Below are 22,152 nucleotides of genomic sequence, written 5' to 3'. Positions count from 1 at the left end.
TTATTTGACGGCCACGGAAATCGTGGTACGGGCGGGGTAACCGTGACGAACGAGCCGACAATTCGAATGACCGATGAACGGCGCGGAAAAAAAGTTATTTTCAAGCTTCAACAATTGGTGCACGCCAGGTGAATTCGTCCTACCATCACCGAGTGCCCGTACTCGGCGAACTAGGAACAGCGACGTCGAGCCAGCTGTCCGGCACGGCGGCATCGGTCATGATTCCGCTGGGTTCGACCGAGCAACACGGGCCGCACCTGCCGCTGGACACCGACACCCGGATCGCGACGGCGGTCGCCCGGCGCGCTCGCGCGCGCCTCGGCGACGGGTGGCTGGTGGCGCCGGCCATCGCCTACGGCGCGAGCGGCGAGCACCAGAGCTTTGCCGGGACGATCTCGCTCGGCACCGAGGCGCTGACGCTGCTGCTGGTCGAGTACGGCAGGTCGGCGGGCACGTGGGCCCGGCGCCTGGTCTTCGTCAACGGCCACGGCGGCAACGTCGCCGCGCTGGGCGCCGCGGTGGCCAGGCTGCGCGCCGAGGGCCGCGACGCCGGGTGGTGCCCCTGTGTGGCCCCCGGCGGTGACGCCCACGCCGGGCATACCGAAACATCGGTGTTGCTGCATATCTCGCCAGCCGATGTCCGGACCGACCGGTGGCGCGCCGGCAACACCGCACCGTTGCCGGAGTTGCTCGGGCCGATGCGCCGCGGGGGAGTCGCGGCGGTCAGCCCGGTCGGCGTGCTGGGCGACCCGACCACCGCCACCGCCGCCGAGGGCGAGCGCATCGTCGCCGAGATGGTCGACGAGTGTGTCCGCCGCGTCGCCCGCTGGGGGCCCGGCCTCGACGGGATGCTGACATGACCTCCTCGGCGCCCCGGCTGCCCGACGGCTTCGCGGTCCAGGTCGACCGCCGCGTGCGGGTGCTCGGCGACGGCTCGGCGCTGCTCGGCGGTTCGCCGACCCGGCTGCTGAAGCTGGCCCCGGCGGCACAGGACATGCTCTGCGACGGCCGGCTGAAGGTGCGCGACGATCTCAGCGCCCAGCTCGCCCGCACCCTGCTGGACGCCACGGTCGCCCATCCCAGGCCCGCCGGCGGGCCGTCGCACCACGACGTGACCGTGGTAATCCCGGTGCGCAACAACCTTTCTGGCGTGCGCCGGCTGGTGAGCTCGCTGCGCGGGCTGCGCGTCGTCGTGGTCGACGACGGCTCGTTCAACGCCGTCGAGCCCGAAGACTTCGTCGGCGCGCACTGCGACATCGAGGTGTTGCGCCACCACCGCAGCAAGGGCCCGGCGGCGGCCCGCAACACCGGGCTGGCGGCCTGCCGGACGGACTTCGTGGCGTTCCTGGATTCCGACGTCGCGCCGCGCCGGGGCTGGCTGGAGGCCCTGCTCGGTCACTTCTGCGACCCCACCGTCGGCCTGGTCGCGCCGCGCATTGTCGGCCTGTCGCACAACGAGAACGTGGTGGCCCGCTACGAGGCCGTGCACTCCTCGCTCGACCTCGGTGAGCGCGAGGCCCCGGTGTTGCCCCACAGCACGGTGTCGTATGTCCCCAGCGCGGCCATCATCTGTCGCTGCTCGGCCATCCGGGAGGTTGGCGGGTTCGACGAGACATTGCAGTCCGGCGAGGACGTCGACCTGTGCTGGCGGCTGATCGAGTCGGGCGTCCGGCTGCGTTACGAGCCGATCGCGCTGGTGGCCCACGACCACCGCACCGAATTGCGGGATTGGCTCGCGCGCAAAGCGTTTTACGGCGGCTCGGCCGCCCCGCTGTCGGTGCGCCACCCGGACAAGACGGCGCCGGTGGTGATCTCCGGCTGGGCGCTGATGACCTGGACGCTGATGGCCTTCGGGTCCACGCTGTCGCGGCTGGCGTCCATCGTGCTGGCCGTCCTGACGGGGCGGCGCATCGCGCGGGCGATGCGCAGCGCGGAGACGTCGATGGCCGATGTCGCCATGATCGCGGGCCGCGGCCTGTGGTCGGCGGCGCTGCAGCTGGCGTCGGCGCTGTGCCGGCACTACTGGCCGCTGGCGCTGATGGCCGCGACCATGTCGCGGCACTTCCGGCGGGTGGTACTGGTCGCGGCCGTCATGGACGGGGTGGTCGACTGGCTGCGCCGCCGGGACGCCGTCGGCGACGACGTCGAACCGATCGGGCTGCCGACCTATCTGGTGCTCAAGCGCGTCGACGACCTGGCGTACGGCCTCGGGTTGTGGTGGGGTGTGCTACGGGAGCGCAACGTGCGCGCCCTGAAACCCCAGATCCGCAGTTAGCCGCCGCCTTGACCGCAGCCGTCTCGCACAGCGATGTGCTGATCGTCGGCGCCGGCAGTGCTGGATCGGTTGTCGCCGAACGCCTTTCCGCCGACGCGGACCGCACGGTCACCGTCCTCGAGACGGGCCCCGCCCTCGACGATCCGGGCCTGCTCGCCCAGACCGCCAACGGTCTGCAGCTGCCGATCGGCGTCGGCAGCCCCCTGGTCCGGCGCTATCAGACCCACCTCACCGACGAACCCGTCCGCCAGCACCCCCTGGTGCGGGGGGCCACGGTGGGCGGATCGGGAGCCATCAACGGCGGCTACTTCTGCCGCGGATTGCCCCGCGACTTCGACCGCATCGGCCTACCGGGCTGGGGATGGTCCGAGGTGCTGGACAGCTTCCGGGCCATCGAGACCGACCTGGACTTCGACGGTCCCGCCCACGGCGACAGCGGCCCCATCCTGGTGCGCCGCACCCACGAGATGACGGGAACCACGGAGCGTTTCATCACCGCCGCCCAGCGCGCCGGATTCGGCTGGATCGCCGACCTCAACGACGTTGCGGCTGAACCAATTTCGGGGATAGGCGCCGTCCCGCTCAACATCGTCGACGGCGTGCGCAGGGGGTCCGGCACCGCGTATCTCATCCCGGCGCTGAGCCGGCCGAACCTGCGCCTGCACGCGCGGACCCGGGCGGTGCGGCTGCGCTTCGCCGGGAGCGTCGCGGTGGGCGTGGACGCGATCGGGCCGGACGGCCACACCGTGTTCACTGCCGACCGAATCGTGTTGTGCGGCGGCGCCATTGAAACGGCGCATCTCCTCATGCTCTCGGGCATCGGCGACCCCGACGCGCTGGCGGCCGCCGGGGTGCCGGTGGTCGCGGCGCTGCCGGTGGGGGCGTCGTTCAGCGATCACGCCGAGTGGGTGCTGCCCACCGACTGGACGGTGGCCCCCGGGCGCCCGGTGCTCGAGGTGGTGCTGAGCACGGCCGACGGCCTCGAGATCAGGCCGTACACCGGTGGATTCGTGGCGATGACCGGCGACGGCACCGCCGGGCACGCCGATTGGCCGCACATCGGGGTGGCCCTCATGCAACCGCGCGCGCGGGGCCGCATCACGCTGGTCTCGCCGGATCCCGACGTGGCGCCGCGCATCGAGCACCGCTACGACAGCGAGCCCGACGACGTCGCGGACCTGCGCCGGGGCATCGACTTGGCCCACGAATTGGCCGGCAGCACAATCGGTTCCGCGACGGCGGTCTGGTCCACCTCGCAGCATCTGTGCGGCACCGCGCCGATGGGTGTCGACGGCGACCCGCGGGCCGTCGTCGACCCCCTGTGCCGGGTCTACGGCATCGACAACCTGTGGGTGATCGACGGCTCGGTCCTGCCCACGATCACCAGCCGCGGTCCGCACGCCACCATCGTGATGATCGGGCACCGGGCGTCAGAATTCGTTTCGACCCGATAGTCTCGTCTCAGACAGGAGGTGGTCGCCATTACCGCCGGGACGACCGACCCGCGCCCCGCGAGGTCGCGGGCCAGGCTGCTGGACGCCGCCGTCACGCTGCTGCGGGCCGGGGGTCCCAGCGCGGTGACGGTCGACGCGGTCACCCGCACCGCCAACGTGGCCAGGGCGACCCTGTATCGCCACTTTCCGAGCGGAAACGACTTGCTGGCAGCGGCTTTCAACAGCCTGATACCGGCGTCACCGACCCCGCCGGCCGAGGGATCGCTGCGGGACCGGCTGGTCGCGGTGGTGTTGGCCCAGGCCGAATCCGTGGCCCACGCGCCCACCCTCATGACGGCGATGTCCTGGCTGGCGCTGGGGCGTGACCTGGAGGGGCTGCCCGAACCCCGGCACAGCGCCAATGCCGACAGCGCGGCGATCACCACCCTGCGCGAGCGGATCGCTCAGCAGTACGCGGAGCCGTTCGACGTCATCTTCGACAGCCCGGAGGCCGCCGAGCTGGGCGAGGTGGACCGATCCCGGGCGATCGCCATGCTCATCGGACCCCTGGTGCTCGGCCGCCTGTCCACCCTGCCCGATTTCGACTACCGCGAATGCGCGCTGGCGGCGGTCGACGGCTTCCTCCACGTCCAGACCAATCGGGCTAACGCAGCGAATACCGAATCGGCAGGTGCTTGAGACCACCCACGAACGTGGTGGCGACGAGTTCGGGTTCCCCGGCGCACTCGACGGACTCCAGCCGGGGCAACAGTTCGGTGAAAAAGCTGTTCACCTCCATGCGGGCCAGCGCGGCCCCCAGGCAGAAGTGCACGCCGTAGCCAAAGGCCAAGTGCTTGTTGGGGTCTCGGCCGACATCGAACCGGAACGGGTCGTCGAACACGTCCTCGTCGCGGTTCGCCGACACGTAGGACAGATACACCGATTCGCCCGCGGCGATCGGCACCCCGCGAACGGCGGTGTCGGCGACCGCGGTGCGCATGAACTCTTTGACCGGCGTCACCCAGCGGATCATCTCCTCGGTCGCCAGCGGCATCAGTGCGGGGTCGGCGGTCAACCGGGCGCGCTGGTCGGGGTTTTCGATCAGCGCCTGCAGCCCGCCGGCGATGGTGGCGCTCGTGGTGTCGTGCCCGGCGGTCGCGATGATGACGTAGTAGGAGGCCGTGTCGACGTCCGACAGCGGCTCGCCGTCGACGCGCGCGTTGGCGATCGCCGACGCCAGGTCGTCGGTGGGGTGGGCCCGCCGCGCCGCGGTGAGATCGCTGAAGTAGCCGAAGAAGTCGAGCAGGATCTGCATCTGCTCCTCGGGCGTGGTGCCCCGCTTGAACTCCTCGTCGTCGCCGCCGAACAGTTCCTGGGTGAGTCTGAGCATGCGCGGGAAATCCGATTCCGGCAGGCCCAGCAGCGACAAGATCACGTACAGCGGGTAGTTCACGGCGACCTCCTGCACGAAATCGCATTCGCCGCCCGCGGCCATCATCTTGTCGACGTAGCTCTTGGCCAGCTCGTCGACCCTGACCTTCAGCGCGCGCATGGCCTTGGGGCGAAACCAGTCGGCACCGATCGCGCGCACCACCTGGTGCCGGGGGTCGTCCATGTGGATCAGGGTGCGCAGGCCCATCCCGGCGTCCAGCTGGGCGCGCGCGAAGTCGTCGGCCTCGGCGGGGGCCAGCAGCGGCCGCGGCTCGTTGAGGAACAGGTCGTTGGCCCGCTCGATCTCCATGACGTCGGCGTGCTTGGTGATCGCCCAGAACGGCCGGTACGGCGGACAGTCGACCAACGACACCGGTGCGTGCGCGCGCAGGTGCGCCAGCGCCGCATGCAGCCGCGGCTCGTCGGCGTACGCGATGGGGTCGGCGAACACCTTGACGGCCTGCGCGGTTTCCGGATCGACGGTCGGTGTGCTCATGGCACTAGTCTTGGCCTCGGCACCGGCCATCTCAAGGCCTCTGACCTGGGCGTTAGCGTCGCGTAGCGACGGCGTCCGGGCCGGGCGTGACGGATTGGGCCCGGGATCTCGCCCGAATTTTGTTCGGGCCCCGATCTAGGGCATACTGTTCAGGTTGCCTTGAGCCGGGTTTGCGCCTGGTCGGGCATACGACCAGCGTCCAAACGGGCGCGTCCGGTCCCATCCTTCGAGTGCGACGAATTTCGATCGTGAAATCGGCGCGCCGAGGCCGCGTGAGGGTGACACACCCGACCGCGGGGGCCGGTGGACCACGACAGGTAAACAGCGGCGCACTATCCGGCGCAACGCTCGATCGGCCAACATCGGCCGGCCCGATCGGCGCGCCGGTGGCACTGAGGACATGGATTATTTGAGCCCGGAAACCGGGCCTCAACAGGAGCGAGGGTAGGAGAAGCGTGGCGGGACAGAAGATCCGCATCAGGCTTAAGGCCTACGACCATGAGGCTATCGACGCGTCGGCGCGCAAGATCGTCGAGACCGTCGTCCGCACGGGTGCCAGCGTCGTAGGGCCGGTGCCGCTGCCGACCGAGAAGAATGTGTATTGCGTCATCCGCTCTCCGCACAAGTACAAGGACTCGCGGGAGCACTTCGAGATGCGCACGCACAAGCGGCTGATCGACATCCTCGACCCGACGCCGAAGACCGTTGACGCGCTGATGCGCATCGACCTTCCGGCCAGTGTCGACGTCAACATCCAGTAGGGGGTTACAGAGCAATGGCGCGTAAGGGCATTCTCGGTACCAAGCTGGGCATGACGCAGGTATTCGACGAGAACAACAGGATTGTGCCGGTGACGGTCGTCAAGGCCGGGCCGAACGTGGTGACCCGCATCCGCACGCCGGAGCAGGACGGCTACAGCGCCGTGCAGCTGGCGTACGGCGAGATCAGTCCGCGCAAGGTCAACAAGCCGGTGACCGGTCAGTACGCGGCCGCGGGCGTCAACCCGCGCCGGTTCTTGGCCGAGCTGCGGCTGGACAACCCGGACGCGGCGGCGGAATACCAGGTCGGCCAGGAGCTGACGGCCGAGATCTTCACCGACGGCAGCTACGTCGACGTCACCGGAACCTCCAAGGGGAAGGGCTTCGCGGGCACCATGAAGCGCCACGGTTTCCGTGGTCAGGGCGCCAGTCACGGTGCCCAGGCGGTGCACCGTCGCCCGGGTTCCATCGGTGGTTGCGCCACCCCCGCCCGCGTGTTCAAGGGCACGCGGATGGCGGGCCGGATGGGTAACGACCGGGTGACCGTCCAAAACCTGTTGGTGCACAAGGTCGATACCGAGAACGGCGTGCTGCTGATCAAGGGTGCGGTCCCCGGCCGCACCGGTGGACTCGTGGTGGTCCGCAGCGCGGTCAAACGAGGTGAGAAGTGATGGCAGCACAAGGTTCCAAGACGCTCAAGATCGACGTCAAGACACCGGCCGGCAAGGTCGAAGGCTCGATCGAGTTGCCGGCCGAATTGTTCGACGCCCCGGCCAATATCGCGCTGATGCACCAGGTCGTCACCGCCCAGCGGGCGGCGGCGCGCCAGGGCACGCACTCGACCAAGACGCGCGGCGACGTCAGCGGCGGTGGCCGTAAGCCCTACCGGCAGAAGGGAACCGGCCGCGCCCGGCAGGGTTCCACGCGGGCCCCGCAGTTCACCGGCGGTGGCGTCGTGCACGGCCCCAAGCCGCGTGACTACAGCCAGCGCACGCCCAAGAAGATGATCGCCGCGGCGTTGCGCGGTGCGCTGTCCGACCGGGCGCGCAACGGGCGCATCCACGCGGTCACCGAAATCGTCGCCGGCCAGACCCCGTCGACCAAGAGCGCCAGGGCGTTCCTGGGCACGCTGACCGAGCGCAAGCAGGTGCTGGTCGTGATCGGACGCAGCGACGAGGCGGGCGCCAAGAGCGTGCGCAACCTTCCCGGTGTGCACATCCTGACGCCCGGCCAGCTCAACACCTATGACGTGCTCCGCTCCGACGACGTGGTGTTCAGCGTGGAGGCCCTCAACGCCTACATCAGCGCCAACACCGGTACTCCCGAGGAGGTTTCGGCCTGATGGCGACCGTCACTGACCCCCGCGACATCATCTTGGCCCCGGTCATCTCGGAGAAGTCCTATTCGCTCCTCGATGACAACGTGTACACGTTCGTGGTGCACCCCGATTCGAACAAGACGCAGATCAAGATCGCCATCGAGAAGATCTTCTCCGTCAAGGTCGCATCGGTGAACACCGCGAACCGGCAGGGTAAGCGCAAGCGCACCAGGACCGGGTTCGGCAAGCGCAAGAGCACCAAGCGGGCCATCGTCACGCTGGCGCCGGGTAGCAAGCCGATCGATCTGTTCGGGGCACCGGCCTAGCCGCCGCGAGAGGAAGACCTGATTAGACATGGCAATTCGTAAGTACAAGCCGACGAGCCCCGGCCGTCGCGGCGCAAGCGTGTCCGATTTCTCCGAGGTCACCCGTTCCACCCCGGAGAAGTCGTTGGTTCGGCCGCTGCACGGCCACGGTGGGCGTAACGCGCACGGCCGCATCACCACCCGCCACAAGGGTGGCGGCCACAAGCGCGCCTACCGGGTGATCGACTTCCGTCGCAACGACAAGGACGGCGTCAACGCCAAGGTCGCCCACATCGAATACGACCCCAACCGGACCGCCAACATCGCGTTGCTGCACTTCCTGGACGGCGAGAAGCGCTACATCATTGCGCCGCAGGGACTTTCGCAGGGCGACGTGGTGGAAACGGGTCCGAACGCGGACATCAAGCCGGGCAACAACCTGCCGCTGCGCAACATCCCGGCCGGTACCGTGATCCACGCCGTGGAACTGCGGCCGGGCGGTGGCGCCAAGCTGGCGCGGTCGGCCGGCGCGAGCATTCAGTTGCTCGGTAAGGAGGGCACCTACGCGTCGCTGCGTATGCCCAGCGGCGAGATCCGTCGCGTCGACGTGCGTTGCCGCGCCACCGTCGGCGAGGTGGGCAACGCCGAGCAGGCGAACATCAACTGGGGGAAGGCCGGCCGCATGCGGTGGAAGGGCAAGCGCCCTTCGGTCCGTGGTGTGGTCATGAACCCGGTGGATCACCCGCACGGTGGTGGTGAGGGCAAGACCTCCGGTGGTCGCCACCCGGTGAGCCCGTGGGGCAAGCCCGAGGGCCGCACCCGCCATCCGAACAAGGCCAGCAACAAGCTCATCGTGCGACGCCGGCGTACCGGCAAGAAGCACGGTCGCTGAGGAAGCCCAGGACCAGGAGTAGTCAGCACATGCCACGCAGCCTGAAGAAGGGCCCGTTCGTCGACGGCCACCTGCTCAAAAAGGTGGACGCGCAGAACGAGAAGAACACCAAACAGGTGATCAAGACATGGTCGCGCCGTTCGACGATCATTCCTGACTTCATCGGCCACACGTTCGCGGTCCACGACGGACGCAAGCACGTCCCGGTGTTCGTCACCGAGTCGATGGTCGGCCACAAGCTTGGTGAATTCGCCCCCACCCGCACCTTCAAGGGACACATCAAGGACGACCGGAAGGCCAAACGGCGATGACCACGACTGAATTTCCCTCGGCGGTGGCCAAAGCGCGCTTCGTGCGGGTGTCGCCGAGAAAGGCGCGACGGGTGATCGACCTGGTGCGCGGCCGCTCGGTGGCCGACGCGCTCGACATCCTGCGCTGGGCGCCGCAGGCCGCCAGCGAGCCGGTGGCCAAGGTGATCGCCAGCGCCGCGGCCAACGCGCAGAACAACAACGGGCTGGACCCGTCGACCCTGGTGGTCGCCACCGTCTACGCCGACGAGGGCCCCACCGCCAAGCGCATCCGGCCGCGCGCCCAGGGCCGCGCGTTCCGGATTCGCAAGCGCACCAGCCACATCACGGTCGTGGTGGAGAGCCGCCCGGCCAAGGACCAGCGGTCGGCGAAGTCGACCCGGGCCCGCCGCGCCGAGGCGAGCAAGGCCGCCGCCAAGAAGGCCCCGGCCACCAAGGCGCCGGCCAGCAAGGCACCCGCCAAGAAGGCCGCGGCAAAAGCGCCCGCGAAGAAGGCCGCACCGAAAGCCGAAGCCAAGACGTCTGAGACTTCTGACGCGAAGGGAGGCTCAGACTAGTGGGCCAGAAGATCAATCCGCACGGCTTCCGGCTGGGCATCACGACCGACTGGAAGTCCCGCTGGTACGCCGACAAGCAGTACTCGGACTACGTCAAGGAAGACGTCGCGATCCGGCGGCTGCTGTCGACCGGCCTGGAGCGGGCCGGGATCGCCGACGTGGAGATCGAGCGCACCCGCGACCGCGTCCGGGTGGACATCCACACCGCGCGTCCGGGCATCGTCATCGGCCGCCGCGGCACCGAGGCCGACCGGATCCGCGCCGACCTGGAGAAGCTGACCGGCAAGCAGGTGCAGCTCAACATCCTCGAGGTCAGAAACCCTGAGTCCCAAGCGCAATTGGTGGCCCAGGGCGTCGCCGAGCAGCTGAGCAACCGCGTGGCGTTCCGCCGGGCGATGCGCAAGGCCATCCAGTCGGCGATGCGCCAGCCCAACGTCAAGGGCATCCGCGTGCAGTGCTCCGGCCGTCTCGGCGGCGCCGAGATGAGCCGCTCGGAGTTCTACCGCGAGGGCCGGGTGCCGCTGCACACGCTGCGCGCCGACATCGACTACGGCCTGTACGAGGCCAAGACCACCTTCGGCCGGATCGGCGTGAAGGTGTGGATCTACAAGGGCGACATCGTCGGTGGCAAGCGCGAACTGGCCGCCGCCGCTCCCGCGGGCGCCGAGCGTTCCCGCCGCGAGCGCCCGTCGGGCACCCGCCCGCGCCGCAGTGGCGCCTCAGGCACCACGGCCACCAGCACCGAGGCCGGCCGGGCCGCCAGCGTCGAAGAGGGCGCCGCGGCCGCCGCACCCGCTGCAGAACCGCAAAGCACGGAGAGCTGAATCATGTTGATTCCACGCAGAGTTAAACACCGCAAGCAGCACCACCCCCGCCAGCGCGGCATCGCCAGCGGCGGCACGGCGGTGAACTTCGGCGACTACGGCATCCAGGCCCTGGAGCACGCGTACGTCACCAACCGGCAGATCGAGTCCGCTCGTATCGCCATCAACCGGCACATCAAGCGTGGCGGCAAGGTGTGGATCAACGTGTTCCCCGACCGCCCGCTGACCAAGAAGCCCGCGGAAACCCGGATGGGTTCGGGTAAGGGTTCGCCGGAGTGGTGGGTCGTCAACGTCAAGCCGGGCCGGGTGCTGTTCGAGCTCAGCTACCCCAACGAGCAGATCGCCCGCGCGGCGCTCACCCGCGCAATCCACAAGTTGCCGATCAAGGCGCGCATCGTGACTCGAGAGGATCAGTTCTGATGGCAGTGGGAATTTCGCCGGGCGAACTGCGCGAGCTCACCGACGAGGAGCTGACCGAGCGGTTGCGCGAGTCCAAGGAAGAGCTGTTCAACCTGCGCTTCCAGATGGCGACCGGCCAGCTCACCAACAACCGCCGGCTTCGCACCGTGCGTCAGGAGATCGCGCGCGTCTACACCGTGCTGCGCGAACGAGAACTGGGCCTGGCTTCCGGGCCGGATGGTAAGGAATCGTGATGGCAGAAGCCAAGAAGGCCGCCCCCAAGAAGGCCGCCGCAGCCCAAGCCGCGTCGAAGGACAAGGGCCCCAAGCACACTCCCGCGAACCCGAAGGTGCGTGGCCGCCGCAAGATGCGCATCGGTTACGTGGTGAGCGACAAGATGCAGAAGACCATCGTGGTCGAACTGGAAGACCGCGTCCGTCACCCGCTGTACGGCAAGATCATCCGGACCACCAAGAAGGTCAAGGCGCACGACGAGAACAGCGCCGCCGGGATCGGCGACCGCGTCTCGCTGATGGAGACGCGCCCGACGTCGGCGACCAAGCGCTGGCGGCTCGTCGAGATTCTGGAAAAGGCGAAGTAAGCCCCGAGCGGCATGGAAACGCCCGAGACCCGATGGTCTCGGGCGTTTTGCTTGCCGCACGTAACGCCGCTGCGAAAAAACGCGGAAAGTTCGCGGCCACGTTACGCTCGGCGCATGTCCACTGACTCGCGAGCCTTCAACGGCAAGATCGAGCTCGATATCCGCGATTCCGAACCGGATTGGGGTCCCTACGCCGCGCCGACCGCGCCGCAGGATGCACCGAACGTCCTCTATCTGGTTTGGGATGACACCGGCATCGCGACCTGGGACTGCTTCGGCGGCCTGGTCGAGATGCCGGCCATGTCGCGCATCGCCGAACGCGGCGTCCGGCTTTCGCAGTTTCACACCACCGCGCTGTGTTCGCCGACCCGGGCGTCGCTGCTCACCGGGCGCAATGCCACGACCGTCGGCATGGCCACCATCGAGGAGTTCACCGAGGGCTTCCCCAACGCCAACGGTCGCATCCCGTTCGACACCGCCCTGCTGTCCGAGGCCCTCGCCGAGGCGGGATACAACACCTACTGCGTGGGCAAGTGGCACCTGACGCCGCTGGAGGAATCGAACCTGGCGTCGACGAAGCGGCACTGGCCGCTCTCGCGCGGCTTCGAACGGTTCTACGGGTTCCTGGGCGGGGAGACCGACCAGTGGTATCCCGACCTGGTGTACGACAACCATCCGGTCAGCCCGCCGGCCACCCCGGAGGACGGCTACCACCTGTCAAAGGACCTCGCCGACAAGACGATCGAATTCATCCGCGACGCCAAAGTGATTGCGCCGGAAAAGCCGTGGTTCTCCTACGTGTGCCCCGGCGCCGGGCACGCGCCGCATCACGTCTTCAAGCAATGGGCCGACCACTACGCCGGCCGCTTCGACATGGGCTACGAGCGCTACCGCGAGATCGTGCTGGAGCGGCAGAAGTCGATGGGCATCGTGCCGGGCGACACCGAACTGTCGCCGGTCAACCCGTACCTCGACGTGAAGGGTCCCGACGGCCAGGAGTGGCCCCTGCAGGACACGGTGCGACCCTGGGATTCCCTGAATGACGACGAGAAGAGGCTGTTTTCCCGGATGGCCGAGGTGTTCGCCGGGTTCCTGAGCTACACCGACGCCCAGATCGGCCGGATCCTGGACTATCTCGAGGAATCGGGTCAGCTCGACAACACCATCATTGTGGTGATCTCCGACAACGGCGCCAGCGGCGAGGGCGGGCCCAACGGATCGGTCAACGAGGGCAAGTTCTTCAACGGCTACATCGACACGGTCGAAGAAAGCATGAAGCTGTTCGAGCATCTCGGCGGGCCGCAGACCTACAACCACTACCCGATCGGGTGGGCGATGGCATTCAACACGCCCTACAAGCTCTACAAGCGCTACGCCTCCCACGAGGGCGGGATCGCCGACACCGCAATCATCTCCTGGCCCAACGGGATTGCCGCGCACGGCGAGGTCCGCGACAACTACGTCAACGTCTGCGACATCACGCCGACCGTCTACGACCTGCTCGGCCTGACGCCGCCGCAAACCGTCAAGGGCATCGCACAGAAACCACTGGACGGCGTGAGTTTCAAAGCGGCACTTGACGATCCGAAGGCCACCACCGGCAAAAGCGCCCAGTTCTACACCATGCTGGGTACCCGCGGGATCTGGCACGAGGGCTGGTTCGCCAACACCGTGCACGCGGCCACACCGGCCGGCTGGTCGCATTTCGACGCCGATCGCTGGGAGCTGTTCCACATCGAGGCCGACCGCAGCCAGTGCCACGACCTCGCGGCCCAAAAGCCGGAGAAACTCGAGGAACTCAAGGCGTTGTGGTTCTCGGAGGCCGCCAAATACAACGGGCTGCCCCTCTCGGATTTCAACATCCTGGAGACCCTGGGGCGCTCGCGGCCGTATCTGGTCGGCGAACGGTCCAGCTACGTCTACTATCCCGATTGCGCGGACGTGAGCATCGGCGCGGCCGCCGAGATCCGCGGCCGCTCGTTTTCGGTGCTGGCCGAGGTGACCATCGATACCACCGGCGCCGAGGGTGTGCTGTTCAAGCAGGGCGGCGCGCACGGCGGGCACGTGTTGTTCATCCAGGACGGGCGGCTGCATTACGTGTACAACTTCCTCGGCGAGCGCCAGCAGGAGGTCTCCTCGGCGCAGGCCGTGCCGTTGGGCAGGCATCTGTTCGGCGCCAGCTATTCGCGGACCGGCACGGTCGAGAACAGTCATACGCCGCTGGGTGACCTGACGCTGTTCATCGATGACGAGGTTGTCGGCACGCTCGCCGGGGTGAGCACCCACCCCGGCACCTTCGGGCTGGCGGGCGCCGGCATCACCGTCGGTCGCAACGGCGGGTCGGGTGTGTCCAGTCGCTTCAAGGCGCCGTTCGCGTTCACCGGCGGGACCATCGCCCAGGTCACCGTCGACCTGTCCGGCCGGCCCTATCGGGACGTGGAAACCGAGATCGCGCTGGCCTTTTCGCGCGACTGACGCGGCCGCGCGAGCGAGCGCCGGCGACGCCTGGATCGATCGAGCAGGGTTCGTCATACCCTGGACTGGTGCTGAGCGAACTGGTCGACCTCCCCGGCGGGTCATTCCGCATGGGCTCGACCAGCTTCTACCCGGAAGAGGCGCCGATCCATACGGTCGCCGTCGGTCCTTTTGCGGTGGAACGGCACCCGGTGACCAATGCGCAGTTCGCCGAATTCGTCGACGCCACCGGGTATCTCACGGTGGCCGAGCAACCGATCGACCCGGCGCTGTACTCCGGTGCGGATCCCGACGATCTGTGCCCGGGCGCAATGGTTTTCCGGCCGACGCCGGGGCCGGTGGACCTGCGTGACTGGCGACAGTGGTGGCAGTGGGTGCCGGGCGCGAGCTGGCGTCATCCGTTCGGGCCCGACAGCGACGTGGCCGACCGCGGCGATCACCCGGTGGTGCAGGTCGCCTACCCCGACGCGGCCGCCTACGCGCGCTGGGCGGGGCGGCGGCTGCCGACCGAGGCCGAGTGGGAGTACGCGGCCCGCGCCGGAAGCACCACGACGTACTCGTGGGGTGACGAGGTCACCAGCGATGGCCGGCTGATGGCCAACACCTGGCAGGGCAGCTTCCCCTACCGCAATGACGGGGCGCTCGGCTGGGTGGGGACCTCGCCGGTCGGCACGTTCGCGCCCAACGCGTTCGGCCTTATCGACATGATCGGCAACGTCTGGGAATGGACCGCCACCGAATTCTCGCCGCACCACCGGCTCGATTCGCCGCCCAAGGCCTGCTGCACCCCGCCGGGCCCCGCCGACCCGTCCGTCAGCCAGACGTTGAAGGGCGGCAGCCACCTGTGCGCGCCGGAGTACTGCCACCGATACCGGCCGGCGGCCCGGTCCCCGCAATCGCAGGACTCCGCGACCACCCACATCGGGTTTCGCTGCGTGGCGGATTCGCGGTCAGGCTAGGTGGGGCGGTTTGTCGGACCCCCGTGGCATAGTCGAACGTATGTTCGATGAGGTGCGGCGGCGTGCGGTGATCGCGGAGCTTGATGAGCTCGTTGAGCGTTGTCATCCGTCGTCGACGCGGGAGTCGGCGGCGTTGTTGGAGCACCTCGGGGTTGTGGCGCGGGTGGAGAATCGGGCGGCGGCGGCGCAGTTGGTGGCGATCGGGGAGTTGTTTGCCTATCGGCTCTCGCGCTGTGCGGAGAGCGAGGAGTGGGCGGTGGACACCGAGGCGGCGGTGGCCGCGGAGGTGGGCGCGCAGTTGCGGATCGGCCAGGGGTTGGCCGCGAGCCGGGTGCGCTATGCCCGCGCGATGCGCGAACGCCTGCCGAAAGTGGGGGCGGTGTTTGGCGCCGGGGATATCGATTATCGGATGTTTCAGACCATCGTGTTCCGCACCGATTTGATCGTCGATCCCGAGGTTCTGGGGGCGGTGGACGCGGTGTTGGCGGCCAATGTGGGCCGGTGGCCGTCGTTGAGTCAGGGCCGGTTGGCGGCCCAGGTCGACAAGGTCGTGGCCAAGGCTGATGTGGATGCGGTGCGGCGGCGCCAGGAGCGCGCGGCCGGCCGGCAGGTGTGGATGGCCGACATGGGCGATGGGCTGGCGCATCTGGAGGCCACCCTGTATGCCCCGGATGCCCACGCGCTGGATCGGCGCCTGGATGGGTTGGCGGCCACGGTGTGTGCGCATGACCCACGGACTCGGGAGCAGCGCCGCGCTGATGCATTGGGGGCGTTGGCCGCCGACGCCGATCGGCTGGGGTGTCGCTGCGGGCGCGCGGATTGCGCGGCCGGGGGGCGGGCCGCGGGCCCGGTGACTGTCCATGTGATCGGCGAACACGCGGTGCTGGAGGGTCGCGCATCCACCCCGGGTGCCGAGGTCGGCGCCGAGGGATTGATCCCCCCGGAGGTGCTCGCCGAGCTGGCGGCCTCGGCCACACTGGTGCCGTTGACCCATCCCGGCGACGCCGCCCCGGAGCCGGGGTATGTGCCCTCGCGGGCGCTGGCCGATTTTGTGCGGTGTCGGGATCTGACGTGTCGCTGGCCCGGCTGTGATCGCCCGGCCACCGCCTGCGATGTGGACCACACCATCCCCTACGCCGCCGGTGGCCCCACACACGCGTCGAACCTCAAGGCGCTGTGCCGTACGCATCATTTGGTGAAAACGTTTTGGGGCTGGCAGGAAAAGCAGCTGCCCGATGGCACGCTGATCTTCACCTCCCCGGCCGGGCACACCTATGTGACCACCCCGGGCAGCGCGCTGCTGTTTCCCAGCTTGTGCGCGGCCACCGGCGCGATCGCGGCCCCCGAAGCCGACCCACCCCCGAACCACTGCGCCCAGCGCACCGCGATGATGCCCCAACGCCGCCGCACCCGCACCCAAGACCGCGCCACCCGCATCGCAGCAGAACGCAAACACAACCGCGACGCCCGGCTGGCCCGGCGGGCCCCGTCGGCGACCTGCTCCTGGCCCACCGTCTACGGTCCCGACGACGATCCGCCGCCGTTCTAGGTGCGGAATTTCCTGATCTCGATGCCGTCGGAGCGGAATTTGGCTCTGAGCTGGTCGTCCCCTAGACTCTAGGGGTTGCCTTGGGCAGACCTCGGCCGGTGCGAATCGGCCCCGCGTGCCCTTCGGTGACAAAGACCGCGCACGTCAGGTTTTTGGTGGGTCATGCCCGCCGAAGGCTCACCCAGGTGGGTTCTCCTGCCGTGCACACGCAACCAGGTCAGGAGATCGAGTGATTCAGCAGGAATCGCGGCTGAAGGTCGCCGACAACACCGGCGCCAAGGAGATCTTGTGCATCCGTGTGCTCGGCGGTTCGTCGCGACGCTACGCCGGCATCGGCGATGTCATCGTCGCCACCGTCAAGGACGCCATCCCCGGCGGCAACGTCAAGCGTGGGGACGTCGTCAAGGCCGTCGTGGTGCGCACGGTCAAGGAGCGCAGGCGCCCCGACGGCAGCTACATCAAATTCGACGAGAACGCCGCGGTGATCATCAAGCCCGACAACGACCCACGCGGGACGCGCATCTTCGGGCCCGTCGGCCGCGAACTGCGCGAGAAGCGGTTCATGAAGATCATCTCGCTGGCTCCGGAGGTTTTGTAGATGAAGGTCAAAAAGGACGACACCGTCCTGGTGATCGCGGGTAAGGACAAGGGCGCCAAAGGCAAGGTGCTCAAGGTCTACCCCGAGCGCAACCGGGTGCTGGTCGAGGGCGTCAACGCCATCAAGAAGCACACCGCGATTTCGACCAACCAGCGCGGAGCCCAGTCGGGCGGAATCGTCACCCAGGAAGCCCCGATCGACGCGTCCAACGTGATGGTGGTCGACTCGGACGGCAAGCCGACCCGCGTCGGCTACCGGGTCGACGAGGAGACCGGCAAGCGCGTCCGCATCTCCAAGCGCAACGGCAAGGACATCTGACATGACCACTGCAGAAAAGGTGCAGCCGCGCCTGAAAGAGCGCTACCGCAACGAGATTCGCGATGCGTTGCACAAGGAATTCGGCTACGGCAACGTGATGCAGATCCCGACGGTGACCAAGGTCGTCGTCAACATGGGTGTCGGCGACGCCGCCCGGGACGCGAAGTTGATCAACGGCGCCGTCAGCGACCTGGCGCTGATCACCGGGCAGCGGCCCGAGATCCGTCGCGCCCGCAAATCCATCGCGCAGTTCAAACTGCGTGAGGGCATGCCGATCGGCGCGCGGGTCACCTTGCGCGGGGACCGGATGTGGGAGTTCCTCGACCGTCTCACCTCGATCGCGCTGCCCCGTATCCGCGACTTCCGCGGCCTTTCGCCCAAGCAGTTCGACGGTGTCGGCAACTACACCTTCGGGCTGGCCGAGCAGTCGGTGTTCCACGAGATCGACGTGGACAAGATCGACCGGGTCCGCGGCATGGACATCAACGTCGTCACCTCGGCGACGACTGACGAAGAAGGACGAGCGCTGCTGCGGGCCCTCGGCTTTCCCTTCAAGGAGAACTGAGTACATGGCAAAGAAGGCACTGGTCAACAAGGCCGCACGCAAGCCGAAGTTCGCGGTGCGCGGCTACACGCGCTGCAACAAGTGCGGCCGGCCGCGCGCGGTCTTCCGCAAATTCGGCCTGTGCAGGATCTGCCTGCGCGAGATGGCGCATGCGGGCGAGCTGCCCGGCGTGCAAAAGAGCAGCTGGTAAACAGCGCAAACCCCCAAACCAACCCAGAAAAGTGCGCGACAGGCCCGGACCGGGAACCACCGCGAGGAAGGTGACAGACACTGTCATGACTGCGACATCGACGATGCAGAGCGCAGCGATGAAGAGGAGTGGCGCTCGATGACTGCGACAGCGACGATGCAGAGCGCAGCGATGAAGAGGAGTGGCGCTCGATGACTGCGACAGCGACGAAGCAGAGCGCAGCGATGAAGAGGAGTGGCGCTCGATGACTATGACGGACCCGATCGCAGACTTCTTGACACGTCTGCGCAACGCCAATTCGGCGTATCACGACGAGGTGACGTTGCCGCACTCGAAGCTCAAGGCGAACATCGCCCAGATCCTCAAGAGCGAGGGCTACATCAGCGATTACCGCACCGAGGATGCTCGGGTCGGCAAGTCGCTGATCGTTCAGCTCAAGTACGGGCCGAGCCGGGAGCGCAGCATCGCCGGCTTGCGCCGCGTGTCCAAGCCCGGCCTGCGGGTGTACGCGAAATCCACCAATCTGCCGCGCGTGCTCGGCGGCCTGGGAGTGGCGATCATCTCCACCTCCTCGGGCCTGCTGACCGACCGCCAGGCAGCCCGACAGGGCGTGGGCGGCGAAGTCCTCGCGTACGTGTGGTGAGGGGGTAAAAGATGTCGCGTATTGGTAAGCAGCCGGTTCCGGTTCCCGCCGGAGTCGACGTAACGATCGACGGTCAGAAGGTCTCGGTGAAAGGCCCCAAGGGCACGCTGGATCTGACCGTGGCCGAGCCGATCACCGTGGCGCGCAACGACGATGGCGCGATCGTGGTCACCCGCCCCAACGACGAGCGGCGCAACCGCTCGCTGCACGGGCTGTCGCGCACCCTGGTGTCCAACCTGGTCACCGGCGTGACGCAGGGCTACACCACCAAGATGGAGATCTTCGGTGTCGGTTACCGCGTGCAGCTCAAGGGCTCCAACCTCGAGTTCGCGCTGGGCTACAGCCATCCCGTGGTGATCGAGGCGCCCGACGGCATCACGTTCGCCGTGCAGTCGCCGACGAAGTTCACCATCACCGGGATCGACAAGCAGAAGGTCGGCCAGATCTCGGCGAACATCCGTCGTCTGCGTCGCCCCGACCCGTACAAGGGCAAGGGCGTGCGCTACGAGGGCGAGCAGATCCGCCGCAAGGTCGGAAAGACAGGTAAGTAATCATGGCGCAATCACAAGCTGGCGCCGCCGCGCGAAAGCCGGTGGGGCAGAGCGTATCCGCGACTCGGCGCGTCTCTCGGCTGCGCCGGCACGCCCGGCTGCGCAAGAAGATCGAGGGCACGCCGCAGCGTCCGCGGCTGGTGGTCAACCGATCCGCGCGACACATTCATGTGCAACTGGTCAACGACGAGAACGGGACCACGGTGGCCGCCGCGTCGTCGATCGAGGACGACGTGCGCAGCCTGCAGGGGGACAAGAAAGCCCGCAGCGTGCGGGTGGGCCAGCTGATCGCGGAGCGCGCCAAGGCCGCCGGCATCGACAGCGTGGTCTTCGACCGCGGCGGATACACCTACGGCGGACGGATCGCGGCGCTGGCCGATGCCGCACGCGAGAACGGATTGCAATTCTGATGACTGAGAACGTGTACACGACTGGAAGGACCGCATAATGGCGGAGCAGCCCGCCGGCGGACAAGGCGCCGGCGACAGCCGTGACTCGCGCGGTGACCGCGACAGCCGCGGTCGGCGCGGCGACGGCGGTCGTGGCCGCGACCGCGACGGCGACAAGAGCAACTACCTGGAGCGGGTCGTCGCCATCAACCGCGTCTCCAAGGTGGTCAAGGGTGGTCGGCGATTCAGCTTCACCGCGCTGGTGATCGTCGGTGACGGCAACGGCATGGTCGGCGTCGGCTACGGCAAGGCCAAGGAAGTTCCCGCCGCCATCGCCAAGGGCGTCGAGGAGGCCCGCAAGGGCTTCTTCCGGGTGCCGCTGATCCGCGGGACCATCACGCACCCGGTGCAGGGTGAAGCGGCCGCCGGCGTGGTGCTGCTGCGCCCGGCCAGCCCGGGTACCGGTGTGATCGCCGGCGGCGCCGCCCGCGCGGTGCTGGAATGCGCTGGCGTGCACGACATCCTGGCCAAGTCGCTGGGCAGTGACAACGCCATCAACGTGGTGCACGCGACCGTCGCCGCGCTCAAGCTGCTGCAGCGCCCCGAGGAGGTTGCCGCCCGCCGCGGACTGCCCATCGAGGACGTTGCGCCGGCCGGAATGCTCAAGGCGCGACGGGAAAGCGACGCGCTGGCCAGTGCGGCGGCACGTGAGGCGCAGATTTCGGGGACCCAACCATGAGCAGTCAACTGAAGATCACCCAGGTGCGCAGCACCATCGGGGCCCGCTGGAAGCAGCGTGAGTCCCTGCGCACCCTCGGCCTGCGACGGATCCGCCACTCGGTGATCCGCGAGGACAACCCGCAGACCCGCGGCCTGATCGCGGTGGTCAGCCACCTGGTCGAGGTAGAGGAGGCCAAGTGACTATCAAGCTGCACGACCTGAAACCCGCCCGCGGCTCGAAGACCGCCCGCACCCGCGTCGGTCGCGGTGAAGGCTCCAAGGGCAAGACCGCCGGCCGCGGTACCAAGGGCACCAAGGCGCGCAAGAACGTGCCGGCCACCTTCGAGGGTGGTCAGATGCCGATCCACATGCGGCTGCCCAAGCTCAAGGGGTTCCGCAACCGGTTCCGCACCGAGTACGAGATCGTCAACGTCGGCGACCTCAATCGGCTTTTCCCGCAAGGCGGTTCGATCGGCGTGGACGAGCTGGTGGCCAAGGGCGCCGTTCGCAAGAACTCGCTGATCAAGGTCCTCGGCGACGGCAAGTTGACCGTCAAGGTCGAGGTGACCGCGCACAAGTTCAGCGGCAGCGCACGCGAGAAGATCACCGCCGCCGGCGGCTCGGCCACCGAGCTGTCCTAACTCAGCTGCGGAATCACTTCCGCGGCAAGGCGTTCCATCTGCTCGCGGTTCTCGCTCGCGTCGATGCCGACGGGATTCAGTAACAGCATCTGCGCCCCGGCGTCGATGACCTCGCGCAGCCCGCGGGCCACGTCGTCGGGGGTGCCGGAGACCGGCACGTCCTGCACGCCGGGCATCCGCCCGTAGATGCGATCCAGCCCGGCGAGCACGCGTTCCCGCGCCCTGGCGGCGTCGTCGTCGACCGTCAGGTAGACCCGCTTGGCGATGGTGAACCCGGCGGGGTCCTTGTGTTGCGCGTCGAGCTCACGGCGCACGACGGCGACGGCCCCGGCGAACGCCTCCGTGGTCGACGAGCCGGCGCCCAGGAACGAATCGCCGTGCCGCACGGCGCGGGCCAGGGCCTTCGGGGCGAGGCCCCCGAACCAGATCGGCGGGTGCGGTCGCTGCACCGGCTTGGGCGCGACGGGCAGGTCGTCGACCTCGCGAAAACGGCCGTGGAACGTCACCCGGGGGTCGTCGGACCAGGCGGCCTTCATCAGCTCCAGGCCCTCGGTGAAATACGAGATGAAGGTGTCCTTGTCCACGCCGAAGGCGGCGAATTTCCGCCGCCCGCCACCGGGGGCGACACCCACGTCGAGGCGGCCGTGGCTGAGCCGGTCGACGGCGGTGATCGCCGAGGCCAGCTGCAGCGGTTCGTGCAGCGACGTCACCAGCACGCCGACGCCCAGGCGCAGCCGCTCGGTGCAGGCGGCGCAATAGGCCAGCAGCTCCATCGGGGCCAGTAGCGGCGCGGGTCCGATGATCTGTTCGAGCACCCAGCCACCCTCGAACCCGAGCTCCTCGGCGCGGGTGAGAAAGGACCGCAGCCCCGCCGCGTCGAACGTCTCGTAGTCGAACTGCGGGATGGCGATGGAAAACCTCACCGGACCACCGTACGGTGGCCGGTCGGTAGTCTGC

30 protein-coding genes and 1 pseudogene are annotated in these 22,152 nt (G+C 68.2%); 28 read left to right on the top strand and 3 right to left on the bottom strand.

Annotated features, from left to right (window positions below; genetic code table 11):
- Positions 1 to 128: 128 nt before the first annotated feature.
- From mftE to OCQ_RS21825, 4 genes are all read left to right on the top strand, one after another.
- Positions 129 to 860, top strand: a complete 732-nt coding sequence (gene mftE / locus OCQ_RS21840) for a mycofactocin biosynthesis peptidyl-dipeptidase MftE (protein ID WP_014385806.1) — start codon at positions 129 to 131, stop codon at positions 858 to 860.
- On the top strand, positions 857 to 2,275 hold the full coding sequence (gene mftF / locus OCQ_RS21835) for a mycofactocin biosynthesis glycosyltransferase MftF (protein WP_014385805.1): 1,419 nt from the start codon (positions 857 to 859) through the stop codon (positions 2,273 to 2,275). Before mftE ends, mftF begins: the two co-directional genes overlap by 4 nt.
- Positions 2,276 to 2,283: 8 nt before the next feature.
- Positions 2,284 to 3,729, top strand: coding sequence for a mycofactocin dehydrogenase MftG (gene mftG / locus OCQ_RS21830; protein ID WP_014385804.1), 1,446 nt, complete (start codon positions 2,284 to 2,286; stop codon positions 3,727 to 3,729).
- Positions 3,730 to 3,852: 123 nt separating this feature from the next.
- A complete protein-coding gene (locus tag OCQ_RS21825; protein WP_026071194.1) occupies positions 3,853 to 4,407 on the top strand; it encodes a TetR/AcrR family transcriptional regulator in 555 nt (184 codons plus the stop codon).
- Here the strand turns inward: OCQ_RS21825 and OCQ_RS21820 are convergent.
- Entirely contained in the window at positions 4,373 to 5,635 is a 1,263-nt protein-coding gene (locus OCQ_RS21820; RefSeq protein WP_008260825.1) for a cytochrome P450, read from the bottom strand. The genes OCQ_RS21825 and OCQ_RS21820 overlap by 35 nt on opposite strands.
- 138 nt (positions 5,636 to 5,773) lie before the next feature.
- A pseudogene (locus tag OCQ_RS27365) lies at positions 5,774 to 5,980 on the bottom strand (hypothetical protein); the annotation flags it as partial.
- Between the two features lie 110 nt (positions 5,981 to 6,090).
- Here OCQ_RS27365 and rpsJ point away from each other — a divergent pair.
- From rpsJ to rplO, 24 genes are all read left to right on the top strand, one after another.
- On the top strand, positions 6,091 to 6,396 hold the full coding sequence (gene rpsJ / locus OCQ_RS21815; RefSeq protein WP_003873519.1) for a 30S ribosomal protein S10: 306 nt from the start codon (positions 6,091 to 6,093) through the stop codon (positions 6,394 to 6,396).
- 14 nt (positions 6,397 to 6,410) lie between these two features.
- The gene (gene rplC, locus OCQ_RS21810) at positions 6,411 to 7,064 is read left to right on the top strand and encodes a 50S ribosomal protein L3 (RefSeq protein ID WP_008260820.1); all 654 of its coding nucleotides are present in this window, start codon (positions 6,411 to 6,413) and stop codon (positions 7,062 to 7,064) included.
- Positions 7,064 to 7,735 carry a 50S ribosomal protein L4 gene (rplD, locus tag OCQ_RS21805; RefSeq protein WP_009957092.1) on the top strand — a complete coding sequence of 224 codons (672 nt, stop codon included), beginning with the start codon at positions 7,064 to 7,066 and terminating at the stop codon, positions 7,733 to 7,735. Before rplC ends, rplD begins: the two co-directional genes overlap by 1 nt.
- Entirely contained in the window at positions 7,735 to 8,037 is a 303-nt protein-coding gene (gene rplW / locus OCQ_RS21800; RefSeq protein ID WP_003873516.1) for a 50S ribosomal protein L23, read from the top strand. The genes rplD and rplW overlap by 1 nt, the downstream gene beginning before the upstream one ends.
- A gap of 28 nt (positions 8,038 to 8,065) precedes the next feature.
- Positions 8,066 to 8,908, top strand: coding sequence for a 50S ribosomal protein L2 (rplB, locus tag OCQ_RS21795; protein ID WP_008260807.1), 843 nt, complete (start codon positions 8,066 to 8,068; stop codon positions 8,906 to 8,908).
- Positions 8,909 to 8,937: 29 nt separating this feature from the next.
- Positions 8,938 to 9,219, top strand: a complete 282-nt coding sequence (gene rpsS / locus OCQ_RS21790) for a 30S ribosomal protein S19 (RefSeq protein WP_009957090.1) — start codon at positions 8,938 to 8,940, stop codon at positions 9,217 to 9,219.
- The gene (gene rplV / locus OCQ_RS21785; RefSeq protein WP_009957089.1) at positions 9,216 to 9,773 is read left to right on the top strand and encodes a 50S ribosomal protein L22; all 558 of its coding nucleotides are present in this window, start codon (positions 9,216 to 9,218) and stop codon (positions 9,771 to 9,773) included. Before rpsS ends, rplV begins: the two co-directional genes overlap by 4 nt.
- Positions 9,773 to 10,597: a 30S ribosomal protein S3 gene (rpsC, locus tag OCQ_RS21780; RefSeq protein WP_014381118.1), complete on the top strand. Its 825-nt coding sequence runs from the start codon at positions 9,773 to 9,775 to the stop codon at positions 10,595 to 10,597. Before rplV ends, rpsC begins: the two co-directional genes overlap by 1 nt.
- Before the next feature lie 3 nt (positions 10,598 to 10,600).
- Positions 10,601 to 11,017 carry a 50S ribosomal protein L16 gene (gene rplP / locus OCQ_RS21775; protein WP_008260803.1) on the top strand — a complete coding sequence of 139 codons (417 nt, stop codon included), beginning with the start codon at positions 10,601 to 10,603 and terminating at the stop codon, positions 11,015 to 11,017.
- Positions 11,017 to 11,250 (top strand): 50S ribosomal protein L29, encoded by a 234-nt coding sequence (gene rpmC, locus OCQ_RS21770; protein ID WP_008260802.1) that lies wholly within the window; start codon positions 11,017 to 11,019, stop codon positions 11,248 to 11,250. Before rplP ends, rpmC begins: the two co-directional genes overlap by 1 nt.
- Positions 11,250 to 11,597, top strand: a complete 348-nt coding sequence (gene rpsQ / locus OCQ_RS21765) for a 30S ribosomal protein S17 (RefSeq protein ID WP_008260801.1) — start codon at positions 11,250 to 11,252, stop codon at positions 11,595 to 11,597. Before rpmC ends, rpsQ begins: the two co-directional genes overlap by 1 nt.
- 114 nt (positions 11,598 to 11,711) lie before the next feature.
- On the top strand, positions 11,712 to 14,072 hold the full coding sequence (locus OCQ_RS21760; RefSeq protein WP_014381116.1) for an arylsulfatase: 2,361 nt from the start codon (positions 11,712 to 11,714) through the stop codon (positions 14,070 to 14,072).
- Between the two features lie 68 nt (positions 14,073 to 14,140).
- On the top strand, positions 14,141 to 15,031 hold the full coding sequence (locus OCQ_RS21755; RefSeq protein WP_014381115.1) for a formylglycine-generating enzyme family protein: 891 nt from the start codon (positions 14,141 to 14,143) through the stop codon (positions 15,029 to 15,031).
- Between the two features lie 40 nt (positions 15,032 to 15,071).
- Entirely contained in the window at positions 15,072 to 16,580 is a 1,509-nt protein-coding gene (locus OCQ_RS21750) for an HNH endonuclease signature motif containing protein (protein ID WP_014385799.1), read from the top strand.
- Positions 16,581 to 16,809: 229 nt separating this feature from the next.
- Positions 16,810 to 17,178, top strand: a complete 369-nt coding sequence (gene rplN / locus OCQ_RS21745) for a 50S ribosomal protein L14 (protein WP_003403649.1) — start codon at positions 16,810 to 16,812, stop codon at positions 17,176 to 17,178.
- The gene (gene rplX / locus OCQ_RS21740) at positions 17,179 to 17,496 is read left to right on the top strand and encodes a 50S ribosomal protein L24 (RefSeq protein ID WP_008260626.1); all 318 of its coding nucleotides are present in this window, start codon (positions 17,179 to 17,181) and stop codon (positions 17,494 to 17,496) included.
- A gap of 1 nt (position 17,497) precedes the next feature.
- Positions 17,498 to 18,061: a 50S ribosomal protein L5 gene (rplE, locus tag OCQ_RS21735; protein ID WP_008260625.1), complete on the top strand. Its 564-nt coding sequence runs from the start codon at positions 17,498 to 17,500 to the stop codon at positions 18,059 to 18,061.
- A gap of 4 nt (positions 18,062 to 18,065) precedes the next feature.
- Positions 18,066 to 18,251: a type Z 30S ribosomal protein S14 gene (locus OCQ_RS21730; protein WP_003873499.1), complete on the top strand. Its 186-nt coding sequence runs from the start codon at positions 18,066 to 18,068 to the stop codon at positions 18,249 to 18,251.
- A 244-nt stretch (positions 18,252 to 18,495) separates the two neighbouring features.
- A complete protein-coding gene (rpsH, locus tag OCQ_RS21725) occupies positions 18,496 to 18,894 on the top strand; it encodes a 30S ribosomal protein S8 (RefSeq protein ID WP_008260619.1) in 399 nt (132 codons plus the stop codon).
- Between the two features lie 11 nt (positions 18,895 to 18,905).
- On the top strand, positions 18,906 to 19,445 hold the full coding sequence (rplF, locus tag OCQ_RS21720; RefSeq protein WP_008260611.1) for a 50S ribosomal protein L6: 540 nt from the start codon (positions 18,906 to 18,908) through the stop codon (positions 19,443 to 19,445).
- A gap of 41 nt (positions 19,446 to 19,486) precedes the next feature.
- Positions 19,487 to 19,855, top strand: a complete 369-nt coding sequence (gene rplR, locus OCQ_RS21715) for a 50S ribosomal protein L18 (protein ID WP_008260609.1) — start codon at positions 19,487 to 19,489, stop codon at positions 19,853 to 19,855.
- Between the two features lie 37 nt (positions 19,856 to 19,892).
- The gene (rpsE, locus tag OCQ_RS21710) at positions 19,893 to 20,573 is read left to right on the top strand and encodes a 30S ribosomal protein S5 (RefSeq protein ID WP_008260606.1); all 681 of its coding nucleotides are present in this window, start codon (positions 19,893 to 19,895) and stop codon (positions 20,571 to 20,573) included.
- Positions 20,570 to 20,755, top strand: a complete 186-nt coding sequence (gene rpmD, locus OCQ_RS21705; protein ID WP_009951873.1) for a 50S ribosomal protein L30 — start codon at positions 20,570 to 20,572, stop codon at positions 20,753 to 20,755. The genes rpsE and rpmD overlap by 4 nt, the downstream gene beginning before the upstream one ends.
- Positions 20,752 to 21,195, top strand: coding sequence for a 50S ribosomal protein L15 (gene rplO / locus OCQ_RS21700; protein ID WP_008260595.1), 444 nt, complete (start codon positions 20,752 to 20,754; stop codon positions 21,193 to 21,195). Before rpmD ends, rplO begins: the two co-directional genes overlap by 4 nt.
- Here rplO and OCQ_RS21695 read toward each other — a convergent pair.
- A complete protein-coding gene (locus OCQ_RS21695) occupies positions 21,192 to 22,118 on the bottom strand; it encodes an LLM class flavin-dependent oxidoreductase (RefSeq protein WP_014381111.1) in 927 nt (308 codons plus the stop codon). The two genes, rplO and OCQ_RS21695, sit on opposite strands and share 4 nt — an antisense overlap.
- Positions 22,119 to 22,152 lie beyond the last annotated feature (34 nt).

The organism is Mycobacterium paraintracellulare, from assembly GCF_000276825.1.
Taxonomy (GTDB): domain Bacteria; phylum Actinomycetota; class Actinomycetes; order Mycobacteriales; family Mycobacteriaceae; genus Mycobacterium; species Mycobacterium intracellulare.
The sequence above is the reverse complement of the archived record's forward strand: the minus strand, read 5'-3'. Positions and strand labels throughout refer to the sequence as shown.